This is a genomic window from Nocardia arizonensis (genome assembly GCF_001310275.1).
GTDB classification, from domain to species: Bacteria; Actinomycetota; Actinomycetes; order Mycobacteriales; family Mycobacteriaceae; genus Nocardia; species Nocardia arizonensis.
This window is the reverse complement of record NZ_LGYZ01000087.1, coordinates 166603-192609: the sequence shown is the minus strand read 5'-3', so window position 1 is coordinate 192609 and position 26007 is coordinate 166603. Positions and strand designations below refer to the sequence as shown.

23 protein-coding genes and 1 pseudogene are annotated in these 26007 nt (G+C 65.8%); 13 read left to right on the top strand and 11 right to left on the bottom strand.

The genetic code is table 11. From position 1 onward, the window contains the following. The first annotated feature begins 135 nt into the window (after positions 1 to 135). Positions 136 to 444, top strand: coding sequence for a hypothetical protein (locus APZ21_RS20630; RefSeq protein WP_054814926.1), 309 nt, complete (start codon positions 136 to 138; stop codon positions 442 to 444). A 79-nt stretch (positions 445 to 523) separates the two neighbouring features. Here APZ21_RS20630 and APZ21_RS20625 read toward each other — a convergent pair whose 3' ends face one another. Next, on the bottom strand, positions 524 to 1744 hold the full coding sequence (locus APZ21_RS20625; protein WP_054814925.1) for an acyl-CoA dehydrogenase family protein: 1221 nt from the start codon (positions 1742 to 1744) through the stop codon (positions 524 to 526). 32 nt (positions 1745 to 1776) lie between these two features. After that, positions 1777 to 3186, bottom strand: coding sequence for an acyl-CoA dehydrogenase family protein (locus tag APZ21_RS20620; RefSeq protein WP_082393313.1), 1410 nt, complete (start codon positions 3184 to 3186; stop codon positions 1777 to 1779). A gap of 286 nt (positions 3187 to 3472) precedes the next feature. Between APZ21_RS20620 and APZ21_RS20615 the strand changes: the two genes are divergently transcribed. Next, the gene (locus APZ21_RS20615; protein WP_156371229.1) at positions 3473 to 3772 is read left to right on the top strand and encodes a hypothetical protein; all 300 of its coding nucleotides are present in this window, start codon (positions 3473 to 3475) and stop codon (positions 3770 to 3772) included. A gap of 55 nt (positions 3773 to 3827) precedes the next feature. On the opposite strand, the gene hisN is transcribed toward APZ21_RS20615, so the two are convergent. Together hisN and APZ21_RS20605 are read right to left on the bottom strand one after the other, a co-directional pair. After that, positions 3828 to 4607 (bottom strand): histidinol-phosphatase, encoded by a 780-nt coding sequence (gene hisN, locus APZ21_RS20610; protein ID WP_054814922.1) that lies wholly within the window; start codon positions 4605 to 4607, stop codon positions 3828 to 3830. A gap of 30 nt (positions 4608 to 4637) precedes the next feature. Then, on the bottom strand, positions 4638 to 5234 hold the full coding sequence (locus APZ21_RS20605) for an NADPH-dependent FMN reductase (RefSeq protein ID WP_054814921.1): 597 nt from the start codon (positions 5232 to 5234) through the stop codon (positions 4638 to 4640). A gap of 388 nt (positions 5235 to 5622) precedes the next feature. Here APZ21_RS20605 and APZ21_RS20600 point away from each other — a divergent pair, with 388 nt between their 5' ends. The 11 genes from APZ21_RS20600 to APZ21_RS20550 all read left to right on the top strand — a co-directional run bounded on the left by APZ21_RS20600 (position 5623) and on the right by APZ21_RS20550 (position 17504). Beyond that, positions 5623 to 6480 (top strand): helix-turn-helix domain-containing protein, encoded by an 858-nt coding sequence (locus tag APZ21_RS20600; protein ID WP_054814920.1) that lies wholly within the window; start codon positions 5623 to 5625, stop codon positions 6478 to 6480. 356 nt (positions 6481 to 6836) lie between these two features. Then, positions 6837 to 7952, top strand: a complete 1116-nt coding sequence (gene prfB, locus APZ21_RS20595) for a peptide chain release factor 2 (RefSeq protein WP_054814962.1) — start codon at positions 6837 to 6839, stop codon at positions 7950 to 7952. 144 nt (positions 7953 to 8096) lie between these two features. Beyond that, positions 8097 to 8942 carry a mechanosensitive ion channel family protein gene (locus tag APZ21_RS20590; RefSeq protein ID WP_054814961.1) on the top strand — a complete coding sequence of 282 codons (846 nt, stop codon included), beginning with the start codon at positions 8097 to 8099 and terminating at the stop codon, positions 8940 to 8942. Beyond that, positions 8929 to 9126: an Rv3103c transmembrane domain-containing protein gene (locus APZ21_RS20585; RefSeq protein ID WP_156371228.1), complete on the top strand. Its 198-nt coding sequence runs from the start codon at positions 8929 to 8931 to the stop codon at positions 9124 to 9126. The genes APZ21_RS20590 and APZ21_RS20585 overlap by 14 nt, the downstream gene beginning before the upstream one ends. Positions 9127 to 9176: 50 nt before the next feature. Continuing rightward, complete coding sequence (gene ftsE / locus APZ21_RS20580; protein WP_054814918.1) at positions 9177 to 9866, top strand: cell division ATP-binding protein FtsE; 690 nt, start codon at positions 9177 to 9179, stop codon at positions 9864 to 9866. Beyond that, positions 9866 to 10768 carry a permease-like cell division protein FtsX gene (gene ftsX, locus APZ21_RS20575; RefSeq protein ID WP_054814917.1) on the top strand — a complete coding sequence of 301 codons (903 nt, stop codon included), beginning with the start codon at positions 9866 to 9868 and terminating at the stop codon, positions 10766 to 10768. Before ftsE ends, ftsX begins: the two co-directional genes overlap by 1 nt. 78 nt (positions 10769 to 10846) lie before the next feature. Continuing rightward, positions 10847 to 12721, top strand: a complete 1875-nt coding sequence (gene recQ / locus APZ21_RS20570) for a DNA helicase RecQ (RefSeq protein WP_239476737.1) — start codon at positions 10847 to 10849, stop codon at positions 12719 to 12721. A gap of 131 nt (positions 12722 to 12852) precedes the next feature. Next, positions 12853 to 13932, top strand: coding sequence for a metallophosphoesterase (locus APZ21_RS20565; RefSeq protein WP_054814916.1), 1080 nt, complete (start codon positions 12853 to 12855; stop codon positions 13930 to 13932). Between the two features lie 108 nt (positions 13933 to 14040). Then, the gene (locus APZ21_RS20560) at positions 14041 to 14262 is read left to right on the top strand and encodes a WLR motif membrane protein (RefSeq protein WP_054814915.1); all 222 of its coding nucleotides are present in this window, start codon (positions 14041 to 14043) and stop codon (positions 14260 to 14262) included. Positions 14263 to 15251: 989 nt separating this feature from the next. After that, positions 15252 to 17033 carry a group II intron reverse transcriptase/maturase gene (ltrA, locus tag APZ21_RS20555; protein WP_054814914.1) on the top strand — a complete coding sequence of 594 codons (1782 nt, stop codon included), beginning with the start codon at positions 15252 to 15254 and terminating at the stop codon, positions 17031 to 17033. A 75-nt stretch (positions 17034 to 17108) separates the two neighbouring features. Then, complete coding sequence (locus tag APZ21_RS20550; protein ID WP_054814913.1) at positions 17109 to 17504, top strand: hypothetical protein; 396 nt, start codon at positions 17109 to 17111, stop codon at positions 17502 to 17504. A 150-nt stretch (positions 17505 to 17654) separates the two neighbouring features. Here APZ21_RS20550 and APZ21_RS35750 read toward each other — a convergent pair. The 7 genes and pseudogenes from APZ21_RS35750 to APZ21_RS20520 all read right to left on the bottom strand — a co-directional run. Beyond that, positions 17655 to 17756, bottom strand: a pseudogene (locus tag APZ21_RS35750) (alpha-hydroxy-acid oxidizing protein); the annotation flags it as partial. Between the two features lie 101 nt (positions 17757 to 17857). After that, positions 17858 to 18913 carry a zinc-dependent alcohol dehydrogenase family protein gene (locus tag APZ21_RS20545; protein WP_054814912.1) on the bottom strand — a complete coding sequence of 352 codons (1056 nt, stop codon included), beginning with the start codon at positions 18911 to 18913 and terminating at the stop codon, positions 17858 to 17860. A gap of 272 nt (positions 18914 to 19185) precedes the next feature. Beyond that, on the bottom strand, positions 19186 to 19818 hold the full coding sequence (locus tag APZ21_RS20540; protein ID WP_054814911.1) for a 3-oxoacid CoA-transferase subunit B: 633 nt from the start codon (positions 19816 to 19818) through the stop codon (positions 19186 to 19188). Further along, a complete protein-coding gene (locus APZ21_RS20535) occupies positions 19818 to 20624 on the bottom strand; it encodes a CoA transferase subunit A (RefSeq protein WP_054814910.1) in 807 nt (268 codons plus the stop codon). The genes APZ21_RS20540 and APZ21_RS20535 overlap by 1 nt, the downstream gene beginning before the upstream one ends. 10 nt (positions 20625 to 20634) lie before the next feature. Then, the gene (locus tag APZ21_RS20530) at positions 20635 to 21441 is read right to left on the bottom strand and encodes a hypothetical protein (RefSeq protein ID WP_054814909.1); all 807 of its coding nucleotides are present in this window, start codon (positions 21439 to 21441) and stop codon (positions 20635 to 20637) included. Between the two features lie 85 nt (positions 21442 to 21526). Then, positions 21527 to 23830 carry a hydantoinase B/oxoprolinase family protein gene (locus tag APZ21_RS20525; RefSeq protein WP_054814908.1) on the bottom strand — a complete coding sequence of 768 codons (2304 nt, stop codon included), beginning with the start codon at positions 23828 to 23830 and terminating at the stop codon, positions 21527 to 21529. Between the two features lie 32 nt (positions 23831 to 23862). Next, positions 23863 to 25992, bottom strand: coding sequence for a hydantoinase/oxoprolinase family protein (locus APZ21_RS20520; protein ID WP_054814907.1), 2130 nt, complete (start codon positions 25990 to 25992; stop codon positions 23863 to 23865). Between the last annotated feature and the right edge of the window lie 15 nt (positions 25993 to 26007).

Genomic DNA, 26007 nt, shown 5'->3' with positions numbered 1-26007 from the left:
CCCGGGGATCTTCATCGAGCGCGAACCCATGAGATCAGTCGGGTTCGCAACACGCTCAGACCTGCCAGAGAAATGTTGACAGCTTGTGCCGTAAGGTCTTCCGCAGGAGCCGAGTTCGACTTTTCGTTTGTCGAAGTGTTCTTCGAATTCGCCCCATTCTTCGTCCGCTACGTCCACCAATTCATGGGCCGCCGCCGCGCCATGCGACCCCAGAACGCGGCTTCCTCTTCCTCAGGTTCCCAAATTCTACGTTGGGTCACTGTCTCCGAGAACTTTCGGGCACCTCAGGCGGACTATCTGGGTCATGCCGATCCCGGGTTCACGTCGAAGGTCTACGCACATCTGTTGGATGACAGCCACGAGCGGGCTCGGCTGGCGGTGGTGGCGGCCTGGAAACAGTGGGCGGCGGAAGACTGCCTGGCGGCGGCCTGCGGGCGATCATGATCGGATCAGCGAGTTCCCGAACGGAAAAACCGGTGCGAGTCGCGAAGCGGACTCGCACCGGTTTCCGTTGTATTACAGGCTATTTCAGCTCGGCGCTGGTCAGGTTCAGCACCCGGCGGGCGACGATGAGCTGTTGGATCTGCTGGGTGCCCTCGAAGATGTCGAGGATCTTGGAGTCGCGTCCCCACTTCTCCAGCAGGGTGTGCTGGGAGTAGCCGATGGTGCCTGCGAGCTCGACGGCCTTGAGGGTCACGTCGGTGCCGGTGCGGCCCGCCTTGGCCTTGGACATCGATGCCTCGAGGGAGTTGGGCTTCTTGTTGTCGGCCATCCAGGCGGCACGCAGGGCCAATAGGTAGGCCGATTCGTAGTCGGCTTCCATGCGCAGGAATTCGGCGGCGGCGGCGTGCTGGTTGTTGGGCGGGGTGTCGTAGGAGATCTCGACGCCCGCGTCGGTGAGGATGGTGCGCAGTTCCTCGAGTGCGGCGCGGGTGACGCCGATGGCCATCGCGGCCACAAGCGGGCGGGTGTTGTCGAAGGTCTGCATGACCCCCGCGAAACCCTTCTCCACATTGACTTCCGGGCTGCCGAGGATGTTGTCGGCGGGGATACGGCAGTCCTGGAGCAGCAGCACCGCGGTGTCGGACGCCTTGATGCCGAGCTTGTGCTCGAGGCGCGCCACCGACAGGCCGGGAGCGTCACGCGGCACGACGAAGGATTTGATCGCCGCGCGGCCGAGGCTCTTGTCGACCGTGGCCCACACCACGATGTGGGTGGAGCGCGCACCGGCGGTGACGAAGATCTTCTCGCCGTTGAGCACCCACTCGTCGCCGTCGCGCACGGCGGTGGTGGTGACCGCCGCCGAGTCCGAGCCGAAGGAGGGTTCGGTGATGGCCATGGCGGCCCACACCTTGCCGAACCGCGCCAGCTGGTCGTCGGTGGCGACCGCGGCGATGGCGGCATTGCCCAGGCCCTGGTAGGGGATCGACAGCATGAGGCCGACATCGCCCCACGAGGTCTCGAGCGAGTTCATCAACGCGGCCATATTGCCGCCGTTGCTGTTGCCGAGCAGTTCGGTGGACGGCGCCGCCTCGTCGGAGCGACCACCCGCCGCGCCGCCGATCTTCTGGGTGCCGGAGTCGTTGAGACCCTCGACCATGGCGGCCATGGTGTCGAGTTCGACCGGGTACTCGTGTTCGGCGAGATCGTATTTGCGCGAGATGGGCCGGAAGATCTCCTTGGCGACCTGATGTGCCTGATTCGCGCTGGCCCGCAGCTTCTTGGGGAGTTCGAGGTTGATCATGGAAGTCTCCTGAATGAGGTGGAACGGGCCGGTCAGATGAGGACGACGCCCTCGGCGACACCGATGGCGCGCAGGTCGCGGTACCAGCGCTCGACCGGGTGTTCCTTGGTGAAGCCGTGCCCGCCCAGCAGTTGCACACCGTCCAGGCCGATCTGCATGCCCTTGTCGGTGGCAAGCTTGCGGGCCAGGGCGGCCTCGCGCGCGAAGGACAGACCCTGTTCGGCGCGGGAGGCGCCGCGCAGGGTGACCAGGCGCAGACCGTCGAGTTCGATGGCGATGTTGGCGACCATGAACGCGACCGCCTGGCGGTGCGAGATGGGCTCGCCGAACGCCTCGCGCTCGTTGACGTAGGGGATGACGTAGTCGAGGACGGCCTGTCCGGTGCCCGCGGCGAGCGAGGCCCAGCCGAGACGCGCCAAGCGCACGGCGTCGGCGTAGTCGGCGGCGTGGGTGGCGGCATCACCGTCGCCGAGGATGGCGTCGATGCCGACGGCGACATCGTTGAGCAGCAGCCTGCCCAGGCCGGCGGCCCGCAGACCCATGCTCGGATCGGCTTCCACGACGAGTCCCGGCGCGTCGGACTCGACGATGAACAGGGCGGGACGGCCGTCGAGTTCGGCGGCGATGACGAACAGTTCGGCGTCGGCTGCGGCCGGGACCAGGCTCTTGACGCCGTTGAGGCGGTATCCGCTGGGCGAGCGGGTGGCCTTGGTCCGCAGCGCGAACGGGTCGAACAGGGCGCGCGGCTCGCTGATGACCACCGCGGACTGCGGCACGTTCTCGCCGGTGAAGGCGGGCAGATAGGTCTGCTGCTGAGCGTCGGTGCCCCACTGCGACAGCGCGACGGCCACGCCGCTGGGCGCGAGGATCGGCAGCGCCAGGCCCATATCGCCGTGCGCGAGCGCCTCGGCGACCATCGAGTTGGTGACCGCGCCGCGCTCGGAGGCCGCACCCTCGAGCTCTTCGGGCACGTTGATGAGGGTGATACCGAGTTCGGCGGCGCGTTCGAGCAGGTCGCGCGGCGCCCGTGCCGAGCTGTCGGCCTCGTAGGCGGCCGGGCGCAGGATTTCCGCGGCGAATTCCCGCACCGTCTCGGTGATCATCTGCTGTTCGTCGGACGGGGTGATGTCGAAGAGATCCTTCTTCTTCGACTCGTTGTCCGCCAGACGTTTGGGCTGACCGCCGCCGGAGACCCTGGCGAATGCCCGGGTGGCGGCGCCGAGGGTGCGGAAGCCGGTCTTCGTGCCCTCGTAGGTGGCGCGCTCGATCGGTTTGCGCAAGTTGTACTTCTCGGCGAGGTCCGAGCCGGTAATCGTCGTCATGACCCGCATGGCGGTGCCCATCCAGTCCCGCTTGGGCTGGGAGAGGCCGACAGCGCTTTCATTGCTGCGGCCGTTGTCTTGACGTCGCGTCGTTGCGCTGTCTCGAGTGCTCATCATCACCTGTTTTCTCGGGTGGGTCGGGTGCGGCTGCCCCAGCTATCTTACTCCTCGGTAAGGCTACCTTACTCTGGAGTAATAAATGCGTCGACCCCATGTGGAACGGATTGTTCCGGCAGGTCCGCGCGATGGTCGGTACACATGTGGAACGGCGTGTAATCCCGTGGCGCGCCGCTGCATTGCCCGCGCGGCGCTATCGCGGCACACAGTGAAACGAATCTACTTCAGAATGTTCGATTTTCCGCTACCGTGTCGGCACCTTGTTCGCCAAGTAATGGAGATTCTCGTCATGAAACGACTCGTCGTCCTGGCCGTTGTCGCGGCCTCGATCGGACTCGGTTCGGCCACGGCCGCGGCCGAACCCGGCCTGCCACTGCAACCCGTCGATTTCGATCCCGGCGGTCCGGTCATCGATTTCGGCTCCGGCGTGCCCGTGCTCGATTTCGGCTCGGGGGAGGCGGGCGCGGGCGTCGACCTCGGCTCCGGCGTCTTCAAGATCGGCACCGGCTCGGCTTCGGGTTCCGGCACCGGATCGGGTACCGGTTCGGGCACCGGATCGGCCCGGCCGCCGAGCCTGTCCGGCGGCTGACATTCCACCGCGGCCGCCGCGCGATGAAGGACGGCGGCCGCTCACCCGACCCCGTTCAGGACCTCAGCCGCTCCAGCACCTGATCGTGCAGTGCCCCATTGGTGGCGAGCGCGTTCCCGCCGTGCGGCCCCGGCGTGCCGTCGAGTGCGGTGAACCGCCCGCCCGCCTCCCGCACCAGAATGTCGAGCGCCGCCAGATCCCACAGCGACACCTCCGGTTCGGTGGCGATATCCACCGCGCCCTCGGCCAGCAGGCAGTAGCCGAAGAAATCGCCATAGCCGCGCGCCCGCCACACCTCATCGGTGAGCGCGAGGAACCTCTCGCGTCGTTCACCCCAACCCGACAAACTCGAGTAGGCCAGACTCGCGGAGTCGAGGGCGCCGATGGCCGATACCGAAATCGGCCGCGGCGCATCGGGATGCACCTGCGTCCAAGCGCCCGAGCCTGCGGCGGCCCACCAACGACGCGCCAGTGCGGGCGCGCTCACCACGCCCACTACCGGGACGCCACCGTCGAGCAGGGCGATGAGCGTCGCCCAGATCGGCACCCGCCGCACGAAGTTCTTGGTGCCGTCGATCGGGTCGATGACCCACTGCCGCCCGTGGAACCGGGCGTCGCCCCCGAACTCCTCACCGAGCACGGCATCCTCGGGTCGGGCATGCCCGAGCAGGCGGCGTATCGACTGCTCGACCGCAAGGTCGGCATCGGAGACCGGGGTGAGATCCGGTTTCGCGTCGACCCGCAGATCGAGTGCGCCGTAGCGCGCGGTGGTGATTGCGTCGGCCTCGTCGGCCAATCGCAGGGCGAGTTCCAGGTCGGAGGAGTGAGCAGCCACATGTCGACCCTATCCGCGCCCGAGCGGCGTTCAGGCCATCGCGGAACTCGCGCGCGCCGCGCGCAGCGCCCGCGACCACCACAACAGTTGTTCGAGCATCATCTCCGCGGCCGCCACGGGCTCGGCCGGATCGCGCAATTCCCCACGCTCGTCGAACAGCAGGTAGTAGCGCGGAAACGAGACATAGTCGCGCACGGTGTGGGCATTGAGTTCGGTGAAGATCTGGCGCAGGTGTTCGATGGCGAGCAAACCGCCGGAGGCGCCGCTGTAGCCGACGAATCCGATCGCCTTGGTGTCCCACTGTGTGAAATGCCAGTCGATGGCGGTTTTCAACGCGGCCGGATAGCTGCGGTTGTAGTCCGGGGTCACGATGACGAACGCCTCGGCCGCCGCCAACCGCGCGGTCAGGTCGTTCATCCCGGCGGGGCGGACCGGATTCGGTTCCAATCGCGGAGGCGCCGCGGGCAGCGCCGCCGGCAACTCGGCATCGGCCAGATCGATCACGTCGACCTCGAATTCGCCGTGCCGGTCGACTTGGTCGACGAACCAGCGGGCGATGACGGGCCCGAACCGGCCCTCACGGACGCTGGCGACGATCACCGCGAGTTTCACGTTCTCAGTTGACATTTCGCACTCCTTCTCCGACGCGATTTCCGGGCCCGACCACGATCGGCCCGGCCCGCTCGAGTCTGCTGCGGCCGAGGGCGACTCGGGAGACCGCCGTGAGAGTGGTAGTGGCAGGGACACCCTCGGCGCGGCGAACCTTGTTAGGTTCGAAGGGTGAGCTGGGATTGTTACCGCGGACCCGGCGTGAAGCGGCGACGCCCGCGCGGGTCGGCCTGCCCGAGGGGCCGCGCCGCCGCACCCCGGCCTGCGCCGTTCGGAACTGGCGACGCCGGCCGGAATGAGATCTCGGTTACACCCTCGTTGACGTCGGTGTCGGGCGTTGGTTCGGTGCCCTCGAGCAAGCGGCAGCGCGGTATCGGGCAGCCGTGTGGAACCCTGAGGAGGGGAAGTGGCCGAGAACGAGTTGGGCTTGTTCCTGCGTAGCCGACGAGAGGCGGTCACACCTGCCCGTGTCGGTTTACCGTCGGGGCCACGGCGTCGCACGCCCGGTCTGCGTCGTGCGGAGGTCGCTACCCTTGCCGGCGTCAGCGTCGAGTACATAGTTCGGCTCGAGCAAGGCCGTGACCGTCACCCGTCACCGTCGGTGCTCTCGGCCATCGCCGATGCACTACTGCTGGCGCCGAGTGAGCGTATCCACCTGTTCCGTTTGACCAAAGCCGGCGAGCCTGGCTTCAGTTGCATCGGCCATGCGCGCCCGACCCGCAGTGTTCGCCCTTCGGTCCGTGCCGTTCTGGACCATCTGGAGCCTGCTGCCGCGGTGGTGGTGAATCGTCTCAGCGACGTTCTCGCTTACACCGAGGGCTATCACCGGTTGATGGCGTCGACCGGCCTTCTCGATGATCCGTCCACGGCCAATCTCGCATTGTTCGTTTTCGGCGATCCCTTGGCGCGTGACTTCTATCCGGATTGGGACCACATCGCAGACGAGCAGGTGGCTGCTTTGAAGCAGGGGCCGTTCCGTAGTGATCCGGCGATGGCGGCCTTGGCCGATGAGCTCGAGATCGTCGCGGGAGCGGAATTCACGCGTCGCGTCGCTACGGTGCCCAGCCTGCCCGCCGCGAACGGTGTCACCCGTGTCGAGCATGCCGAGGCCGGTCGGTTGCGGTTGTCGTACGAAACTCTCGATCTTCCCGCGGATGACGATCAGCGGTTGTTCGTCTATCTCCCGGCTGACGACGCCACTGTCGTTGCTCTGGACGAGCTCGCAGGGCGCCACCGCGTTGGGCTGCGTGCGGTCTCGGGGTGAACCGTCGACTTATCTGGTTGCAGCGGCTGGTGATCGGGATCAGCTACCCGTAACGTGCCGCAGGAGACCGGGCGGGCTGACTCGTGAACCTTCTGTCGCCCTTGCGGTTGACTTGCCCTGGTCGTGCACTGCCCGCCGACCCGGCCGGCGCCGAGGCGCTCGACACCCTGCGTGGTCTGCGTCCCGGCGCGTTGCGCGGTCAACGGCTGAGGAAATCGCCTCGCTGCCGACGGGCTCGTCCCGCTACTCTCGTACACATGAGTAATCCGATCCACGTACCGAGGGCTTCCCGTCCCGCATCGGCTCGTCCGGCCTGAAGAGCAGGTGCGTCGGGACGGCCGCTAGGCTTGACCCTCGTGCATCCCGACGTTTCCGCCGACCTCGCCGAACTCGACACCACTCTGAAGACGGTCGAGGCGGTTCTCGATATCGAGGAGTTGCGGCGCCGCATCGATGAACTCGAGCATCAGGCCGCGGACCCGGACCTGTGGAACGATCAGGACCACGCCCAGCAGGTCACCAGCGAACTCTCCCACGCTCAAGGCGAACTGCGCCGCGTCGAGGAGTTGCGTCAGCGGCTCGAGGATCTGCCTGTGCTGTACGAACTCGCCGAGGGCGAGGAGGGCGAGGCCAGGACGGCCGCGCTCGCCGAGGCCGACGCCGAGCGCGCGGCGCTGCACGGCGACGTCGAGGCGATGGAGGTCCGCACACTGCTGTCGGGCGAATACGACAAGCGCGAGGCGCTGGTCAACATCCGGTCCGGCGCCGGCGGTGTCGACGCCGCCGACTGGGCCGAGAAGTTGATGCGCATGTACGTGCGCTGGGCCCAGCGCCACGACTACCCGGTCGAGGTCTACGACACCTCCTACGCCGAGGAGGCGGGCATCAAGAGCGCCACCTTCGTGGTGAAGGCCCCCTACGCCTACGGCACCCTCTCGGTCGAGATGGGCACCCACCGACTGGTCCGCATCAGTCCCTTCGACAACCAGGGCCGCCGCCAGACCTCCTTCGCCGAGGTCGAGGTCCTGCCCGTCGTGGAGACCACCGACCACATCGAGATCCCGGAGGGCGATGTCCGCGTCGACGTGTACCGCTCTTCGGGCCCGGGCGGTCAGAGCGTCAACACCACCGACTCGGCGGTGCGCCTGACCCATATCCCCACCGGCATCGTGGTCACATGCCAGAACGAGAAGTCGCAGCTACAGAACAAGATCTCGGCCATGCGAGTGCTCCAGGCCAAACTGCTCGAACGTAAACGACAGGAGGAGCGCGCCCAGATGGACGCGCTCAAGACCACCGAGGGCGCTTCCTGGGGCAACCAGATGCGCTCCTACGTGCTGCATCCCTACCAGATGGTCAAGGATCTGCGCACCAACTACGAGGTGAACAATCCCACCGCGGTGCTGGACGGCGATATCGACTCCTTCATCGAGTCGGGAATCCGCTGGCGGATGCGGGAGCAGGCCAATTAGATTGTCGTGGAACAGAATGCGGGCTCGTCGCGGCGTGTCGGCAGTGTCGAATCGCGGCGACGCGCGGTGGTGTCGCGTGCGTCGTTGTAGCCTGTCTGGCGTGTGTGTTGCGGTTGGTGAGACATCACAGGAGCCGATCCGGTGATCGCGCTCGGCATCTCGTCCGACACCACGAACTGGCTACGTTCGAGCGGGCTGGAGATCATCCTGCTCGTGCTGGGCGTGGTGTTGTTCGGACGTTTCGCGACCTTCGTCCGCGACCGGGTCACCCAGAAGATCGACGCCGGATTCCGCAGCAGCGACGCGCTGGTGCGGTCGGAGGCGGCCAAGCATCGGCACGCGCTGGCGCAGGTGCTCACGTGGGTCGTGCTCACCGTCGTGTACGTGCTGGTTGGCATGGAACTGTTGCAGCGTCTCGGTTTTCAGGTCACCGGACTGGTCGCGCCCGCGGCCGTGCTCGGCGCGGCCCTCGGTTTCGGCGCGCAGCGCATCGTGCAGGACATCCTCGCGGGCTTCTTCCTCATCACCGAACGCCAGTACGGCTTCGGCGATGTGGTGAGCATCTCGGTCCAGGGCTCGACCGAGATGGCCGAGGGTACCGTCGAGGACGTCACGTTGCGGATCACCACCTTGCGCAATTCCGATGGCGAGGTGATCACCGTCCCCAACGGTCAGATCGTGAAAGTGACCAATCTTTCCAAGGATTGGGCGCGCGCCGCGATCGACGTGCCGGTGGCGGCCACCGTCGACATCACCCGCGTGAACGAGATCCTGCACCGGGTCGGCACCGAGGCGTACGCGGACCCGCGACTGAAACCGTTGCTGCTCGACGAACCCAGTGTCATGGGTATCGATGATCTGGCAATGGATCGGGTCAACATCCGGATGGTTGCCCGCACACTGCCGGGCAAGCAGTTCGAAGTCGGCCGTGAGCTGCGCGTGCGAGTCGCCGCTGCGCTGCGCCGGGAGGGAATCAGTGAGACAGCTTAAAGTGACGGTGATCATGCGGGAATCGATGCGGCCGCGTAAGTCGACCGCGCTGCTCATGATCGCGTGGGTCGCGATCTTCGTGCTCTACCTCTTCGTGAAACCCGACACAACGGCTCCGATCGGTACCGGTCTGCTGGTGAACACCATTCCGGCGGCCGCCGTGACCGAGCCCGCGGGGCGGTAGCCGGCGCGACCGCGCGGGTCACGGCGCCGGTCTGGTTACACTGGCTCCCCGTGATCACCATGCGCAACGTCACCAAGTCGTATCAGACCTCGACGAGACCCGCGCTGGACAACATCACGGTCGATGTGGAAAAGGGCGAGTTCGTCTTCATCATCGGGCCGTCCGGTTCAGGGAAGTCGACCTTCATGCGTCTGCTCCTCAAGGAGGAGAAACCCACCGCGGGGGAGATCCGTGTCGCGGATTTCCGGGTCGACCGCCTGCCCGGGCGGAAAGTGCCGAAACTACGCCAGCGCATGGGCTGCGTCTTCCAGGACTTCCGGCTGCTCCAGCAGAAGACGGTCTATCAGAATGTGGCGTTCGCGCTCGAGGTGATCGGCAAACGTCGCCAGGTGATCGAGCGGACGGTGCCCGAGGTGCTGGATCTGGTCGGGCTCGGCGGAAAGGCCGAGCGGCTGCCCAGTGAGCTGTCCGGCGGTGAACAGCAGCGCGTCGCCATCGCGCGCGCCTTCGTCAACCGGCCGCTTGTGCTGCTGGCCGACGAGCCGACCGGCAACCTGGACCCGGACACCAGCGCCGACATCATGTACCTGCTCGAGCGGATCAACCGCACCGGCACCACCGTGGTCATGGCCACCCACGACAACCACATCGTCGACGCGATGCGCAGACGGGTGATCGAGTTGGATCGCGGCCGTCTGGTGCGCGACGAGGCCACCGGCGTATACGGGGTAGGTCGATAATGCGCGCGAGTTTCCTGTTCAGCGAGGTCTTCACCGGCCTGCGGCGCAATGTGACCATGACCATCGCGATGATCCTCACCACCGCTGTCTCGCTGGCCATGCTCGGCGGCGGCCTGCTGTCGGTGCGCATGGCCGACAAGACCGAGCAGTACTTCACCGGTCGACTCGAGGTGCGGTTCTACCTCGATGACGCGATATCCGCCGACGATCCCGACTGCGCGGCCGAACCGTGCAAATCGCTGTTGACGGATATGAAGAAGACCTCCGGCGTGGTCAGTGTGCAGTTCCTCAACCGCGCCGCCGCGCTGGAAGAGGCCAAGAAGCTGTTCGAGGATCAGCCGGAGATGGTGCAGTACATCTCCGAGACGCCGCTGCCCGCCTCGATGCGGGTCAAGATGACCGACGGCGACCAGTACGAACACATCTACAACAGCTTCCACAATCGCGATGGCGTCCGCACGGTCGCCAACGACCGCGAGTTCGTCGACCGGCTGCTGCGGTTGTTCGACGGCCTGCGCAATGCCGCGTTCGGCTTGGCAGTGGTGATGGCGCTGGCGGCATTGCTGCTGATCGCGAACATGATGCAGATCGCGGCCTTCACCCGGCGCACCGAGGTCAGCATCATGCGACTGGTCGGCGCGACCCGCTGGTACACCCAATTGCCGTTCCTCATGGAGGCGGTGGTCGCGGCGCTGGCGGGCTCGCTGCTGGCGATTCTGGGACTGCTCACCGCCCGGCCGCTGGTCATCGACCGGGCATTGGGCCCGCTGTTCGACAGCAATGTGTTCCCGCGTATCACCGGCGACGACATCGCGATCGTCGCGCTGACCATCGCTCCGGTCGGCGTCGTGGTGGCCGCGATCACCGCGTACGCGACCCTGCGCTACTACGTGCGCGAATAACCGCGCGGCCGACGTCGGCCCCGGTCACGCTCCGCGCCCGCCGAACGGAGGTCGCGGGTCGCTCGTAATATGGGCCGGGTGACTCCCCCCGAAGTGATCCCGGCCGCGGTGACCGAAGGCGCCGACTCCGGAAACGGTGCGGCGCAAGAGGTTCTGCGTCGGGTCTTCGGCTACGACAGCTTCCGCGGTGATCAGGCCGCGATCGTCGAGCACATCATCGGCGGCGGCGACGCGCTGGTGCTCATGCCGACCGGCGGCGGAAAGTCATTGTGCTACCAGGTGCCCGCGCTGGTGCGCCCCGGCGTCGGCGTCGTCGTCTCACCGCTCATCGCGCTCATGCAGGACCAGGTCGACGCGTTGAGCGCGCTCGGTGTGCGCGCGGGCTTCCTCAATTCCACCCAGTATCCCGACGAGCGCCGCATGGTCGAGGCGCAATTCGTCGCGGGCGAACTCGACCTGCTCTATCTGGCGCCGGAGCGGCTGCGGTCCGAAGCCACGATGCAGTTGCTCGATCGCGGCACGGTCTCGCTTTTCGCCATCGACGAGGCGCACTGCGTCTCGCAGTGGGGTCACGATTTCCGGCCCGACTACCTGGCGCTGTCGGTCCTGCACGAGCGCTGGCCGCGGGTGCCGCGGGTCGCGTTGACCGCCACCGCCACCGAGAAGACCCGTGACGAGATCATCCACCGGCTCGATCTCGGCTCGGCCCGGCGCTTCGTCGCCAGTTTCGACCGCCCCAATATCCAGTACCGCATCGAGCCGAAGAACCGCGCGGATCGGCAACTGCTCGATTTCATCCGCACCGAACACGCGGGCGACGCCGGAATCGTCTACTGTCTCTCGCGCAACTCGGTGGAAAAGACGGCCGCCTTCCTCACCGAGAACGGCGTCACCGCCATCCCGTACCACGCCGGTCTCGACAATCGCACCCGCGCCGAGAATCAGGCTCGGTTCCTGCGCGAGGACGGTCTGGTCGTCGTTGCCACAATCGCGTTCGGCATGGGTATCGACAAACCCGACGTCCGCTTTGTCGCCCACCTCGACCTACCGAAATCGGTGGAGGGCTACTACCAGGAGACCGGGCGCGCGGGCCGCGACGGACTGCCCTCCACGGCGTGGATGGTCTACGGACTCAACGATGTCGTGCAACAGCGCAAACTCATCGACAACTCGGAGGGCGACGCCGCCCATCGCAGGCAGTTGCAATTGCATCTGGACGCCATGCTCGCATTATGCGAGACGGTCTCGTGCCGTCGCGGGCAGCTGCTGGCCTATTTCGGCCAGCCCGGCGGGGAGTGCGGCAATTGCGACACCTGCCTGGCCCCGCCGGAGTCCTGGGACGGCACCGTGGCGGCGCAGAAACTGCTCTCGGCCGTGCTGCGGCTGGATCGCGAGCGCGGGCAGCGCTTCGGCGCGGGTCATATCATCGACATCCTGCTCGGCAAATCCAATCCCAAGGTGCTGCAACACGCGCACAACGAACTGTCGGTCTTCGGGGTCGGCACCGATCTGCGCGATGCGGAATGGCGCGGTGTGGTGCGGCAACTACTCGCGCACGGACTGCTCGCTGTGCACGGCGAATACGGTGTGCTCACCCTCACCGAGGCCAGCAACGAGGTGCTGTTCTCCGGGCGTCGGGTGCGGTTGCGCCGCGAGTTGGAACGGGTCTCCAAATCGGTGCGCGCGGCCAAACCGGCCAAGTCCGCCAAGGCCGCTGCCGTGGATCTCGGCCCGGCCGACGCGGGGCTGTTCGAGAGGTTGCGCGAATGGCGGGCGGCGACGGCGAAGGAACAGGGTGTGCCCGCCTACGTCGTCTTCCACGACTCCACTCTGCGCGAGATCGCCGCGCGCAAACCGGGCTCGATGGCCGAACTCGGCACGGTCAGCGGGGTCGGCGAGAACAAGCTCGCCCGATACGGCGAAGGTGTGCTCGAAGCGGTCGCCCGGATGTAAGGGCGGACCGGTAGTCGTCGGATTGACACTCGGTGAACTGCGCCGTCCCGGGTGGACCTGCCTTGGTCGATCGTCCAAGATGGCTTGGGGTGGCGCGGGCGGCGCGTGGCGGACCAACGAAAGGGCATCGGATGAGCAGCGGGCAGGGGATCGGACGGCGGGAACTGCTGGCGGGCGCCGCCGCCGTCGCGGCGGGCGCGACACTGGTCGGCCTCGCCCCGGCGCAGGCGGTACCGGTGTCGGCGGGGATACGGAAATTCGAATTTCCCACCGGGGGTTCGGTGCGCGTGCTGGTCACCGGCGACGCGGGCACCGGAACCCGTACCCAGTGGGCGGTGGCCGACGCTGCGCGCGAATACCACCGCAGAGCACCGTTCGGACTCGCGCTCGGCCTCGGCGACAATATCTACGAAACCGGCCCGACCAGCGGCACCGACGTGCAGTTCACCGACAAATTCGAGAATCCCAACACGGGCCTGGACTTCCCGTGGGCGATGGTGCTGGGCAATCACGACACCAGTTCGGTGTTGCCCGGTGACGGCGGCTGGCTGTTGCGCGGCAATCACGAGGTCGAATACCACGCGAATTCGGCGCGCTGGTGGATGCCGAGCCGCTACTACTCGGTGCGGCTGCCCGAACAGAACCCGGTGGTCGAATTCTTCGTCCTCGACGTCAACCCCATCGCCGCCTACATTCCGCCGTTTCTGTCCCCGTACTGGTCGCCCGACGGCGAGTATATGAACGCCCAGCGGGCCTGGCTCGACCGCGCCATCGCCGAATCACCCGCGACGTGGAAGATCGCCTGCACCCACCAGCCCTATCTCAACAACGGCCCGCACGGCGACGCGGGCAACTACGAGGGCCTGGCGATAGAACCGATCAACGGTGTGCACGTCAAGCGCTTCTTCGAGGATCTGGTGATCGGCCGCTGCCATCTCATCCTCTCCGGTCACGATCATTCCCTCCAGGTGCTCGAACCGAGCCCCGCCGCCAAGGGCACCCGCCAGCTGATCTCCGGCGCCGCCGCCAAAACCGTAGGCGCCGAACCGAAGACCGGGGCGAACGCGGGCCATCCGACCCTGTTCGAGACCTACAACCAGCTCGGATTCATGGTTCTCGACATCGACCGGTCGGGTATCGAATTGCGCGTGGTCACGGTCGATCTCGCCTCCGGCGCCGGCACCGAGGCATTCCGCCGCCGCCTCACCTGATACCGGACTCGCCGTTCGGGCGTCGGGAACGTCACCGAATAGCAACGGCATTGGAAACCGGCCCGGCAAACCGGGCGCGATGGCGCCCCTCGGCACTACGGTGCATTCATGGGATCCGGCGATGACTCCTCCGACGACTCCGAGATATCCGGCCCCGCGCAGGCCGAGACCCCCGATGGCCCGCCCCCGCGCCACTCCCTCGACCCCTCGGTCGACTCCGTGTGGCTCGGGCGTCGCCGCCCCCCGACGCTGGGCCGCCCCCGCCTGTCCACCCTGCTGCTCACCGCCGCGTTCATAGCCGTCCTCGTCTTCTACCTCAACGTCCACTGATCGTCCGCCCGGACGACCTCGGAATAATTCGGTTGTCCCGTCACTTACAGTTGACCGTTCTCGGAGGTTGCGCAGTTCAGGTACTTCGCTGAGCCTCAATCCATCGTTTATTCATCGCTTATGGACAGTGCTCGGTCGAGCATCGCTGCCACCTGCGGATGCTGCCGACCGCGCCCGAAGTAGCGATCCTGAGTCATGGACACCTTGCTCGACCCGCGCCGCTACCCGGCGAAAGACCTGGTAGCCCTCTACCACCAGCGGTGGGGTGCGACGTGAAAGTCGCACGATGTGAGTGGTCACGTTGTTTGGAGGTTCCATTGGTGAAGACGTGAACCCGATCCAGTGTCTATGGGATTGTCTCCGCCCTGGCATGCGTCGCGGGTGACTGCGGGGTGTGAAGCCCGGGGTAGAAGCCGAAGCTGTTGCTGTTCCATCCAGCGGCGGCGGGCGAGGAGAAGGCCGGACGGGTGAATGTAGGTGAATTTCCGCATGCTTCGTAATAGTGGCTTCCGCCGGTGGAATGCGTGAGGCGGATGACAGGGCTGGCCGGTGAGAAACGGCAGGTGCCGATCGGAGACCCATCGCTGATCGGGAGGACACCACCGCCCCGGAGTATAGGAGGCACCCACCCCGGCCGCATCTCGCACGTGCGGAACACGGAAAACCCGGCAGAGTCCTGAACGCCTGGGGGCGGACAGGTAGGCCAACCGTAAGGGAGGCGGAATTCTCTGGCGGGAACAAGATGCCCAAGAAGCAAAAGCCGGTCACGCCGAGAACGGCGTCATCGCTATCGGGTGAAATCCTGGTGGCGGTGGACGAAAGTCAGCAGGAAACCAGAGGCATGACGGCGGCACCTCCAGCCGCTGCCGCTGGATAACTGGCCGGATACCGGGCCTGGTGCCCGGGCCCGAAAGGGCGCTGACGTGGGCAGGTGAGCCTTTGAGAACAAGCAGCCGAAACCCCGGAACCGAAGGACAAGTTAGACACCAATGGTGAACGGACCCAAGGACGTGACCCTCGATTGGGCCGCCATCGACTGGCGCGTGCACGAGGAGAACGTACGGCGGCTACGGCAGCGGATCTTCAAGGCGACGCGGGAGGGTTCCCTGGCAACGGTCAGGGACCTACAGAAACTCATGCTGCGGAGCTGGAGCAACACGCTGGTCAGCGTGCGGCAAGCGACGCAGCTGAACGCAGGACGCAAAACCGCCGGGGTCGATGCGGAAGTCGCTTTGACTTCCCGGGCCAGGGTGGAGTTGGCGGTGCGGGTGCATCGCGAAGCCTCAACCTGGTGTCCCCGGCCGTTGAAGAGGGTGTATATACCCAAGGCGGGAAACCGTGCAAAATTGAGGCCGCTCGGAATTCCGGTCATCGCGGACCGCTGCCATCAAGGCAGGGTCCGTAATGCACTGGAACCAGAGTGGGAAGCCCGGTTCGAGCCCAAATCTTACGGGTTTCGGCCGGGGCGAAGTTGCCATGACGCGATCGGGGCGATCTTCCAGACTTGCTGTTCCGCCAAGACCAAGCGGGTCTGGGCTCTGGACGCGGACTTGGCAGCGGCATTCGACAAGATCGATCACAACCGGTTATTGGAAGCGCTCGGGTCTTTCCCGGCCAGGGATCTGATCCGGAAATGGCTGAAAGCCGGGGTGATAGAGGAAAGAAAAGGGTTCGCGCCAACCGATGAGGGAACACCCCAGGGTGGTGTGATCAGCCCACTCCTACTGAATGTCGCTCTGCACGGGTTGGAAACGGCCGCCGGAGTCCGATATTACCCCGCCGGAACCAGCGAGGCGGGGAAAATCAAACCGGGCTCACCGATGGTAATTCGGTACGCTGACGACCTGGTCGCACTCTGCCACAGCCAGCGGCAGGCGCAGGAAGTCAAGGCCAGAATCGCTGAATGGTTGGCACCCAGGGGTCTCACCTTCAACGAGGAAAAGACCAAGATCGTACACATCGATGACGATGGATACGATTTCCTGGGCTTCAACATCAGGCGGTATCACGGCAAGCTGCTGATCAAACCGTCGAAAGCGGCTATCCAGCGAATCCGGGAACGGCTCCGCACCGAGTTCCGCGCCTTGCGCGGGGCGAACGCGGCGGCGGTCATCGCCAGGATCAACCCCATCACCCGGGGTTGGACGGCCTACTACCGGGGCGTGGTCTCGTCCAGCACATTCTCCAGTCTGGACAGCTACCTGTGGGCGCTCAGCTACAAATGGGCGACCTTCAGCCACGCCAACAAGCCGAAGAAATGGATCGTGGCCCGCTACTTCGGCAAATACAACAAGTTCAGAAACGATCGCTGGGTGTTCGGTGATGCCGCCAGCGGCACCTACCTGGCGAAACCCTCCTGGACCGGCATCGTCCGGCACACCATGGTCAAGGGCGCGGCATCCCCAGATGACCCCGCCCTGGCCGAGTACTGGGCCAACCGGCGACGGCGCGTCAAACCCCCGCTGGACAGCTACACGCTGCGCCTGCTCACCAAGCAGGACGGCCGCTGCCCGATCTGCCGGGGACCGATCCTGACCGCCGACCAACCGCCGCAGTCCCCCCACGAATGGGAACGGTGGTGGCAGCAGATCATCCGCAGGGCGATCAACGCCGACTACCTCACCCACCACGGACGGCCCAGCTCACCGGACGGTGACCACACCCGCCTCGTCCACGCGGCCTGCCAGCGTGAACTCCTCACTCGCCAGCGCAGTCGCACCGCCTGCACTCCCACGTCGCCCTCGCGGCTTGCTTGCGCTGACTCGCGGTGAAAGCCGCACGGGCAGTGCTGAGGGGAGGCCAGCGGGGCAACCCGCTGGCCTTACCCGATAGATCGAAACCGGTATATGGAACTGAAATCGAGCATCCTCGGCGGACGTGTCCTGCGCGCCCGTACTCCCGCCGGTGTCGAACAGGAGGTTTACGCTCTACTCACCACCTACCAGGCCCTGCGGATCGCGATGCACGACGCCGTCACCGGCACCGACCTGGTACCGGACCGCGCGAGTTTTACCATCGCCCTGCACACTGCCCGCGATCAGCTCGTTCACCCCGCAGGTGTCTTCGCCGCCGGTCTGGTCGGTGAGATCGGCCGTGCGGTCCGTGCCCGGCCGATGCCCCCACGACGGGCCCGATCCAACCCGCGAATCGTCAAACGCGCCGTCTCGAAACACCGAGCCAAGGGCGACGTCGACCGGCACAGCTACCGGACCAGCATCCGCGTCGAAGTATTGCCCGGTTGACAACCGGGCAACACCACTAACTGCGCGGCCTTGGTACTCAAGGGCCGACGGTTCGCGGGGAAAGCGTGGCGGCGATAGCGGCCATGACGAGGTTGGCGGTGCTGTGGACGCCGATGCTGAATATCACCGACGGCGGCCATACCCAGAGGTAGGCGATCATGACGGCCTGGGCGCCGAGCCGAGGACTTTGACGACGTCGCTGCCGCGGCGTACGCCGCCGTCGAGCAGGATTTCGACCTCGGCCGGTACGGCACCGCGCTCGTGTTCCCGGTGCCGTATCGGCCAGCGTTGAGCCGACGCCAGGCGAGCAGCGCGCAAAAGCGCTGACAAAAGAGGCGCCGCTCATCCCAATGTCACTGATTGAGGATGACCTTGAGTGCCTTGCTCTCTGCGGCGTTGGCGAACGTGTCATACGCCGTCGGGAACTCTTCGAAGCCGAACCGGTGGGTGGCGAACCGCTCCGCCTCGAGCTTGTTCTGGGCGACAAGGTTGAGCAGCATTGGCGTCGTCGACGTACTGACCAAGCCCGTGGTGATCGTGACGTCGTGGATCCACAGGTCCTGCAGGCGCAGCTCGGCGGGCGCACCATGCACACCCACGTTGGCGACCGTTCCGCCGGGCCGAACAATCTGGGTACAGGCCTCAAAGGTGGTCGGCACGCCGACCGCCTCAATCGCGACGTCCACCCCGAAGCCATCCGTCATTGATCGCACCTGTGACGCCCAATCGGCAGCGCCCGCGTCGACCGCGTCTGTTGCCCCGAAGGCGAGAGCCTGGTCCCGGCGGTTGTCGTTCAGGTCCACTGCAATGATGCGCGAGGCTCCGTAAAGGCCTGCGGTCATGATCGCTGCCAGGCCCACGGGCCCGGCACCGATGACAACGACGACGTCGCCGGGCTTGACTCGTCCGTAACGGACGCCGATCTCGAAGCCGGTAGGAAGGATGTCGGAGAGCATCACCGCTGCCTCATCGGAGACTCCCGCCGGGACTTTGTGCACGGAGTGATCGGCGAACGGAACGCGGACGTACTCAGCCTGGGTGCCGTGGAGGACGTGACCCAGCGCCCACCCGAGACCAGGGACACCTTCGTCGGCGAGACAGTGCGAGTAGAGGCCGGTACGGCAATACCCGCAGGAGCCACAAGCAGTCATGCAGGAGATGATCACTCGGTCACCGACTGTCAAGGTGCTGACGGCCGTACCGATCTCAACGACTGTACCGACGCCCTCGTGGCCGAGCACCCTGCCCGGCTCGACCGAGGGGACGTCTCCTTTGAGGATATGGAGATCGGACCCACAGATGGTCGTGGTGTCGACCCGGACGATAACGTCGGTCGGCTGGAGGATCTCCGGGTCTGGGACGTCAGTCCACTCCTTGAGTCCGGGTCCGCCGTATACAAGTGCCTTCATGGTTCAATCCTTGCTGTCGGTTGTGGTGCAATCGGATGTTGTTGGACATGTCTTTTGCGATGACGGCCTCCGATCGGGGCAGCCACCACCCGTCGGAGCAGGCTGCGTGAGGTGTGACGACGCGACGCAGTGCATCCCCACCATCAGACGGCCGTCTGGACACAGCTACGGTCAGTGGGGTGCGGCTGGCCAGGTCTGCACTGGCTGCTGATATCAACGAGCCTTGCCAGCCGTGCTTGTTCGGCTGCTTGCCGCTTCGCTCGGCGAGGCGGTCAATTCTCCAGTACCGGCGCGTCCGTCGACGCCCGTACCTGCTCGGCTCGCACGCCGGACGCGCATTCGACCAGACGCAGGCCCTCATCGGTCACGTCGAGGACCGCCAGGTCGGTGATGATGCGATGGACCACGGCCTCGCCAGTGAGCGGAAGGGTGTTGTGGCGCATGATCTTCAGTGTGCCGTCCTTGGCGACGTGTTCCATGAGGACGATGACCCGCTGGGCGCCGTGGACGAGATCCATGGCCCCGCCCATGCCCTTGACGAGCTTGCCGGGCACGACCCAGTTGCTCAGGTCGCCCCGCTCGCTGACCTGCATTCCGCCCAGGATCGCCGCGTCTACCTTTCCAGAGCGGATCATGCCGAAGCTCGTCGCCGAGTCGAAGAAGCTCGCCCCGACTGTCGTCGTCACCGTCTCCTTCCCGGCGTTGATGAGGTCGGGGTCCTCTCCCCCCTCCCGAGGGTAGGGGCCCAGGCCCAGAATGCCGTTCTCCGATTGGAGGACGATGTGGACCCCCGACGGCACATGCCCGGGGACCAGCGTCGGCAACCCGATGCCCAGGTTGACGTAGTCACCGTCGTGCAGTTCGGCCGCGGCCCGGGCGGCCATCTGGTCACGGTTCCATGCCATCAACGTGCTCCTTCGTGCGTGGCCAGCTCGCCGGCCGGGTGCGCCTGGACCGTTCGGCGCTCGATGCCCTTGTCCGCGGCCTGCTCCGGGGTGAGCGGCAGCACCTGGTCGACGTAGATCCCCGGTAGGTGCACCTGGTCGGGGTCGATGTCGCCCGGGTCGACCAGATGCTCGACCTCGGCGACGGTCCAGCGCGCGGCCATCGCGCACAGCGGGTTGAAGTTGCGCGCGGCCTTCCGGAACACGAGGTTGCCGTGCCGGTCGCCCTGCCACGCTCGTATCAGGGCGACGTCCGGCCGCAGCGCCTCTTCGAGGACGAACGTTTGCTCGGCACCGTCCCAGGCGAATAGCTTGGTCGGCTTCGCGGCGGAGGCGACGGCGACGGACCCGTCCTCGGCGTACCGGACCGGCAGCCCGCCACCAGCGACCTGGGTGCCGACCCCGGTCCGAGTGTAAAAGGCGGCGATCCCCGCACCGCCAGCGCGCAGCCGTTCGGCGAGTGTTCCCTGCGGGGTGAGCTCGATCTCGACCTCGCCCTGCAGATACTGTCGTTCGAGTTCCTTGTTCTCGCCCACGTAGGATGCGATGAGCCGTCGGATCTGGCGATTCTCCAGCAGCAGCGAGTTGCCGATTCCGGCGAGTCCGCAGTTGTTGGAGACGATGGTGAGTTCCCGGCTACTGCGGCGGGCGAGCGCTTCGAGCAGCACCGCGGGGATGCCACAGATCCCGAATCCGCCCGTAGCAATCGTCATCCCGGTCTCGACCTCCTTGACGGCCCGATCGGCGGTGTTGACAACCTTGTCCATGATTCGCCTCTCAGCCGATCCGCGCGTGCCGATCGAGCACCTTTTCCGGAGACGCCGTGGCGGGGATGGTCGCGAGCAGAACCTCCGCCGCACCGAATTCGGCGTCATCGAGCCAGTAGTCCTCAGGCACAAGCGCGATGTCCGGGGCGCCGACCGCCACCTCCACCGTGTGCTCGGACCGCAGTGCGAGGGTCCAGCCAAAATGACTGGCCACGTTGATGATCGACGAGTAGGACGATGTCGTCTCCGTCGTGGTGACCGCGGCGTCCCCGTCGGATGTCCGGGCGTCGAGCAGCACGAGTGCGATCGGCAGTGGCCCCAGCTTGCCAAGCCATTCGGCGAGGTACATCGAGGCGCTGTCGGCGGCGTCGTAATCGACAGTGGCCAATGGGTTCCCGACCAGCGCGTGGACCCGGCCTAGCCAGCGCGCGGGGGAAGGCACATCGAGGACGACCGGCCGTCGTGTCGCGTCGGCCAGGGTGCGCACGGTGGTGAGGATCCGATCCACCAATGCCTCGGCTCCGAGCATGGTGCGCAATGGGTAGCCGGTGCGCGACCGCGCTCCCATCCGTGTCACGAGGCTCGGGCCGGCGCCGAGATGCGCACCGGTGAGGGCCTCGACATCCGCCCAGAGCGCATCGGGGTCGAGCAGGGAGTGGACCTGGGCGACGTGGCCGGACAGCGCGCTGAGGTCGGTCCACGGAATCGGGTTCCCCTGGCGAATGACGGTCGTGGCGTAGGCGTCGGAGTCGACCAGCAGCGGTCGTGAGCGACCGCTGGGCGGCGTCCTGACCAGGGACTGCAGGGATGAAGACATGATTTCTCCTGGCTGGTGAATGGCGAGACGGGTGCGACACCCGGGACGAGAACCGGGTCCCGCACCCGCCCGGCGGCACGGGTTGTCAGGCGAGACGCCGGAAGTTCTCTCCGTGCTTGTCCTCCAGATCGCGCACCCGTGCCTCGAGCTGGGCGATCTTGACTTCCCGGCGGTCCGGGATCATGACGATCGGCAGTTCCTTCAGTGGTGCGGTGACCTGTTGCGGCCCGTCGATAGTGAAGACGGTCGCGGTGATCTCCTCGGTGTCCGAGCCCCATGAACCGTAGTAGTAGAGGTCTTCCGTCGGCTTTGGCTTGACGAACTCCTGGTAGAACTCGGTGTACGGCTTGCCGCGCTGGAGCCGCGCCTTGCGGGCCGCCTCACGCGCCGCCTGGGTGCCCTCGACGTCCAGGCGGAAGGTTTGCGGGTCGTAGCGCACGCCGAAGATGTCCTCGGCGACCTTCTGGGTGATCCGACCGAGTTCGGCGTCCTTGACCACCGATTCGGGCAGCCGTTCCAGCGGGTCACCGTAACCACCGCCGGCACCCTGGCTGATCATGTACAGCTCGCCGTCCTTGGCGATGTCGAACTGCAGACCCATGTGGTAGGTCGAGTAGCGCCCGTCCTCGAACGGCCGCTCGTTCATGACCTTCTCGATCGAGAGATCGAACTTGGAGTTGTCCCGGCGGATGTGTTCGTAGACGTTGGTTCCCTTGACCATGGCCAGCGGGTAGGTGCCGCAGCCGTAGCCTCCGTACATGCCATAGATTGAGGAGAACTTCGCACCCGAGGTTACCGTCATGAAGCCCCACTGCGGGGTGCCCTCGGCAGCGACGATCATCTCGTAACCCATGCCGCCGGTGAACTTCCCGAAGCCCATGTTGTCGCGGACCAGTCGCTTGGATACCAGCTGCATGAAGGGGACCTCCTCCTCCATGACCTCCTGCTCGGCGGTGTCGGCCATCGCACAGAACAGCGGTGAAACCGCGTCCTCGCCGTCGTGGAACGGCTTGGCGCCACCGGGCATGCCGTTGAGGTCCGCGCAGAGGTTGCCGACCATGTCGCCGTGCTGGGTGATCCCACCCCACAGAAAGGTGTTGATCTGGTTGAACCAGGGTGCGACAACGTTGCTGTACTTTTTCGGAGTGGAGAACGACATCCGGCTGTAGAGTGCCTGCAGGGCGGAGAAGCCGCGGAAGGATGCCTGCAGTGACTGGCCCATCGGAGCGTCGTAGGAGGCATCGGCCCAGGTGCCCTCGTCGGAGATGATCTCGATGCAGCTCATCGCCGACGTACAGCGCGGCAGGTCCGGCCACCAGAACGCCAGGATCGCCTGCATGAACATCGATTTCACCGAGCACAGTGGGCTGTTGATGGCGCGATTGAGGATCTCCGGCCCGGTGCCGCGCAGATCGACGGTCATCTGTTCGCCCTTGACGGTCACCTTGCAGGCGAACTTGATGAGGATGTTCTCTTTGAGGGTGGAGTCCATGAACTGGTCCAACCGGTAGGTGCCGTCGGGCAGTTCGCTGATCCGCCGCCGCACCTCGGTGTCGACGTCCTCGACCGTGGTGCGCAGGGCCCCGACGAAGGTGTCGACTCCCACCTCCTCGATGATCTTGTCGATCCGCGACATGATCTTGCGCACTGCGGTGATCTTCACCTTCAGGTCGGCGAGCTGCAGTTTCGGGTCCCGCACCGAATGCTGCAGGAAGGTCAGCAGGTCGCGGCGCAGGTGGCCACGTTCGACGATCTTGAACGGGCTCATCCGCAGCCCGTCGTCGAACGGCGTTTCCGAACCGGAGGGCATACCACCCGGCTCGCAGGCGCCGTTCTCACCCTCGTGGATCGTGGCGGCGACCCAGGCGATGACCTGGCCGTCGCGCATGATCGGCATGATCATCGACTGGTCGGTGTTGTGGATGTTGCCGAACCGCGCGTCGTTGTGGATGAACCCATCGCCTTCGTGAATACCGACGGTCGGTTCGTCCTTCCAGTACTTCATGATGTATCGGATCGGGTGGTGCAGAATCGCGCTGAAGGCGATGACTCCGTGGCAGGACAGGTAGGAGACGTCGCCGTTCGCGGTGTAGATCGCGGTGGTGAGGTCACCCCATTTCGCGCCCGGTGCCGCGCCCTGCGCCTCGCACATCTCGTAGCCCTCGTCGAGCGCGCCGGCGATCCGCTTGCGGATTCGCTCGACCTGCAGGCGGTCGACGCCGGCTGCGATCGCCAGCTCCTCATGCGTGGACCGTGCGGAGATGCTGTGGTCACGCATGATGGCCGGGTCGGGGCCGAGAAACAGGGTCGTCTCGTCCATGAACTTGTCGACCCACTCCTGCTCCTGCTCGGTCAGGGTGGTCGACGGCTTGTCTTCAATGCTGGTCATGTCAGTGGCTCCGTGTGATGAGGTGTGAGTGGTCAGTCCTGGAAGAACCACACCGCGCCCTGGCGGGTCGGCTCCAACCGCCAGCCTGGTTCGACGAGGTAGGTGGTGTTCTCCGTGGAGACGATCGCCGGACCGGGAATCATGTGCTGGTGCACGAGCGCGCTCTGGTCGTAGACCGGCGTGCTAATGGGATCGTCGTGCCCGATGAAGACGACCTCGCGGTGGGAGACCTCCGCCGGAACCGTCCGCTCGCCGCCGGCATCGAGGGCGTCGAAGCTCACCACGTCCCCGTTGACGAAGGAGGCAACCCGGATGGTGTTACACCGGATACCGGCCTCCGGGGCGGCGCTGGAGGCCCCGAAGCGGTGACTGTAGACGTCGCCGAAGGTCTTAATCACGGCCAGAACGTCACCGACACCGTTGAGACGGTTGAGATCCTCCAACGCAACGGCCTGGGTGAGCAGCTGGTTGCCGTACCGCATGTCCAGTTCCAGACGGAACTCGACATCCTCGGCGGCGAAACCCTGCCGGACGAGATCCTCCCGCCCGCGCGCCTCCAGTTCCTCGACCACGGCGTTGAACTCGGTGTAGGAGTCGTACAACGCCCGGGTGGTCGCGTTGTACATGGTGACGTGCACGCCGCGCTCGTGGAAGTGCAGCTGCTTCATGTTCCCGGCGCCGCAGGCGGAGAATACCGACGAGAACGGCGGGGCCAGCACCCGCTTGATACCGGCGTGCCGGGCGATGCCACAAGCGTGCAACGGGCCGTTGCCGCCGTAGGCGAGCATCGTGAAGTCCTCCGGCAGGTAACCGCGGACCCGCAGCTCCTTGCCGATGCCGATCGCCATCTGCTCGTCGACACCGTCCTTGATCGCCCGGGCAATGTCGATCACATCCATATCGAGCGGGTCGCACAGAGTTTCCTCGATGGCGAACCGGGACCGCTTTGGGTTGAGCTGGATGTAGCCATTGGCGTAGTTGTCCTGGTCCAAGTAGCCCAGCAGCAGATCGGCGTCGGTGACCGTCGGCCGCAGACCGCCGCGGTCATAGCAGGCCGGGCCGGGGTTGGATCCCGCTGACTCCGGGCCGATCTTGATCGAGTTGTGGATCCGGTCGTAGGTGGCGATCGAGCCACCACCGGCGCCGAGGGTGTCGAGATGAACCATCGGCACCGAGACCAGCCAGCGGTCGATCGTCGGCAGGAAGTCGTAGTGCTTCACGCCCCCTTCGGGGACCAGGCCGATGTCGAATGAGGTCCCGCCCATGTCGGTGGAGATGACGTGCCCGAGACCGGTCTCGTTGGACAGGTGTTCGGCCGCTCCGACGCCGGCGATCGGTCCGGAGTGGATGGTCTGAAGGGCGTCAGTGGAGTTCATCTGCGCCATGCCGCCGGAGTTGTGGATGACCAGCATCGGCTTGTCGTAGCCGGAATCGCGCAGGTTGTTCGACAGCTGCGACAACGCATGGAACATGATCTCGTGCAGGAAGCCGTCGACGATGGTCGACGTCGCCCGCACGTACTCGCCCTTGCGGCCGGAGACCTGGTGACCGAGTAGAACCGGGATGGCGCCGAGCTCGTGTGCGGGGAACTCCGCAAGGATGATCTCCTGGATCGCGAGCTCGTGAACGGGATTCTCGGTCGCGTTGACCAGAGATACCACGATCGCCTCGGCGCCGGCGTCGACCAGCTCACGCACTACCGCGCGCACGTCCTCGGGATCGAGCTCGGCAACGATCTTGCCAGCCGAGTTCATGCGTTCCTTGACCGAACGGATCAGATGCCGGGGCACGATTGGCTCGGGACGTTCGGCTGCGGGCAGGTTCTGCTGCATCGAGTGGTCCAGGCCCTCGCCATAGCCGCGGCCGCGGGACAGCGGAATGGTGTCCTCGAAGCCGTGGGTGACGATCGCGGCGACTTTCGGTCCCTTGCGCTCGATCAGCGCGTTGGTGCCGAGAGTGGTGGCGTAGCGGACCGAGTCAACCTCGGACAACACCTGGCCTCGGTCCAGCCCGGCGCGCTTACAGGCCAGATCGAGGGCCTCGTTGAAGCCAAGCGCCAGATTGTGGTGGGTGGTGAGGGCCTTCGCCTCGACATAATTGTCGTTCCAGACGAAGAAGCAGTCGGTGAACGTGCCGCCAATGTCGACGGAGATGCGTTTCATGGGGTTGCTCCTGAA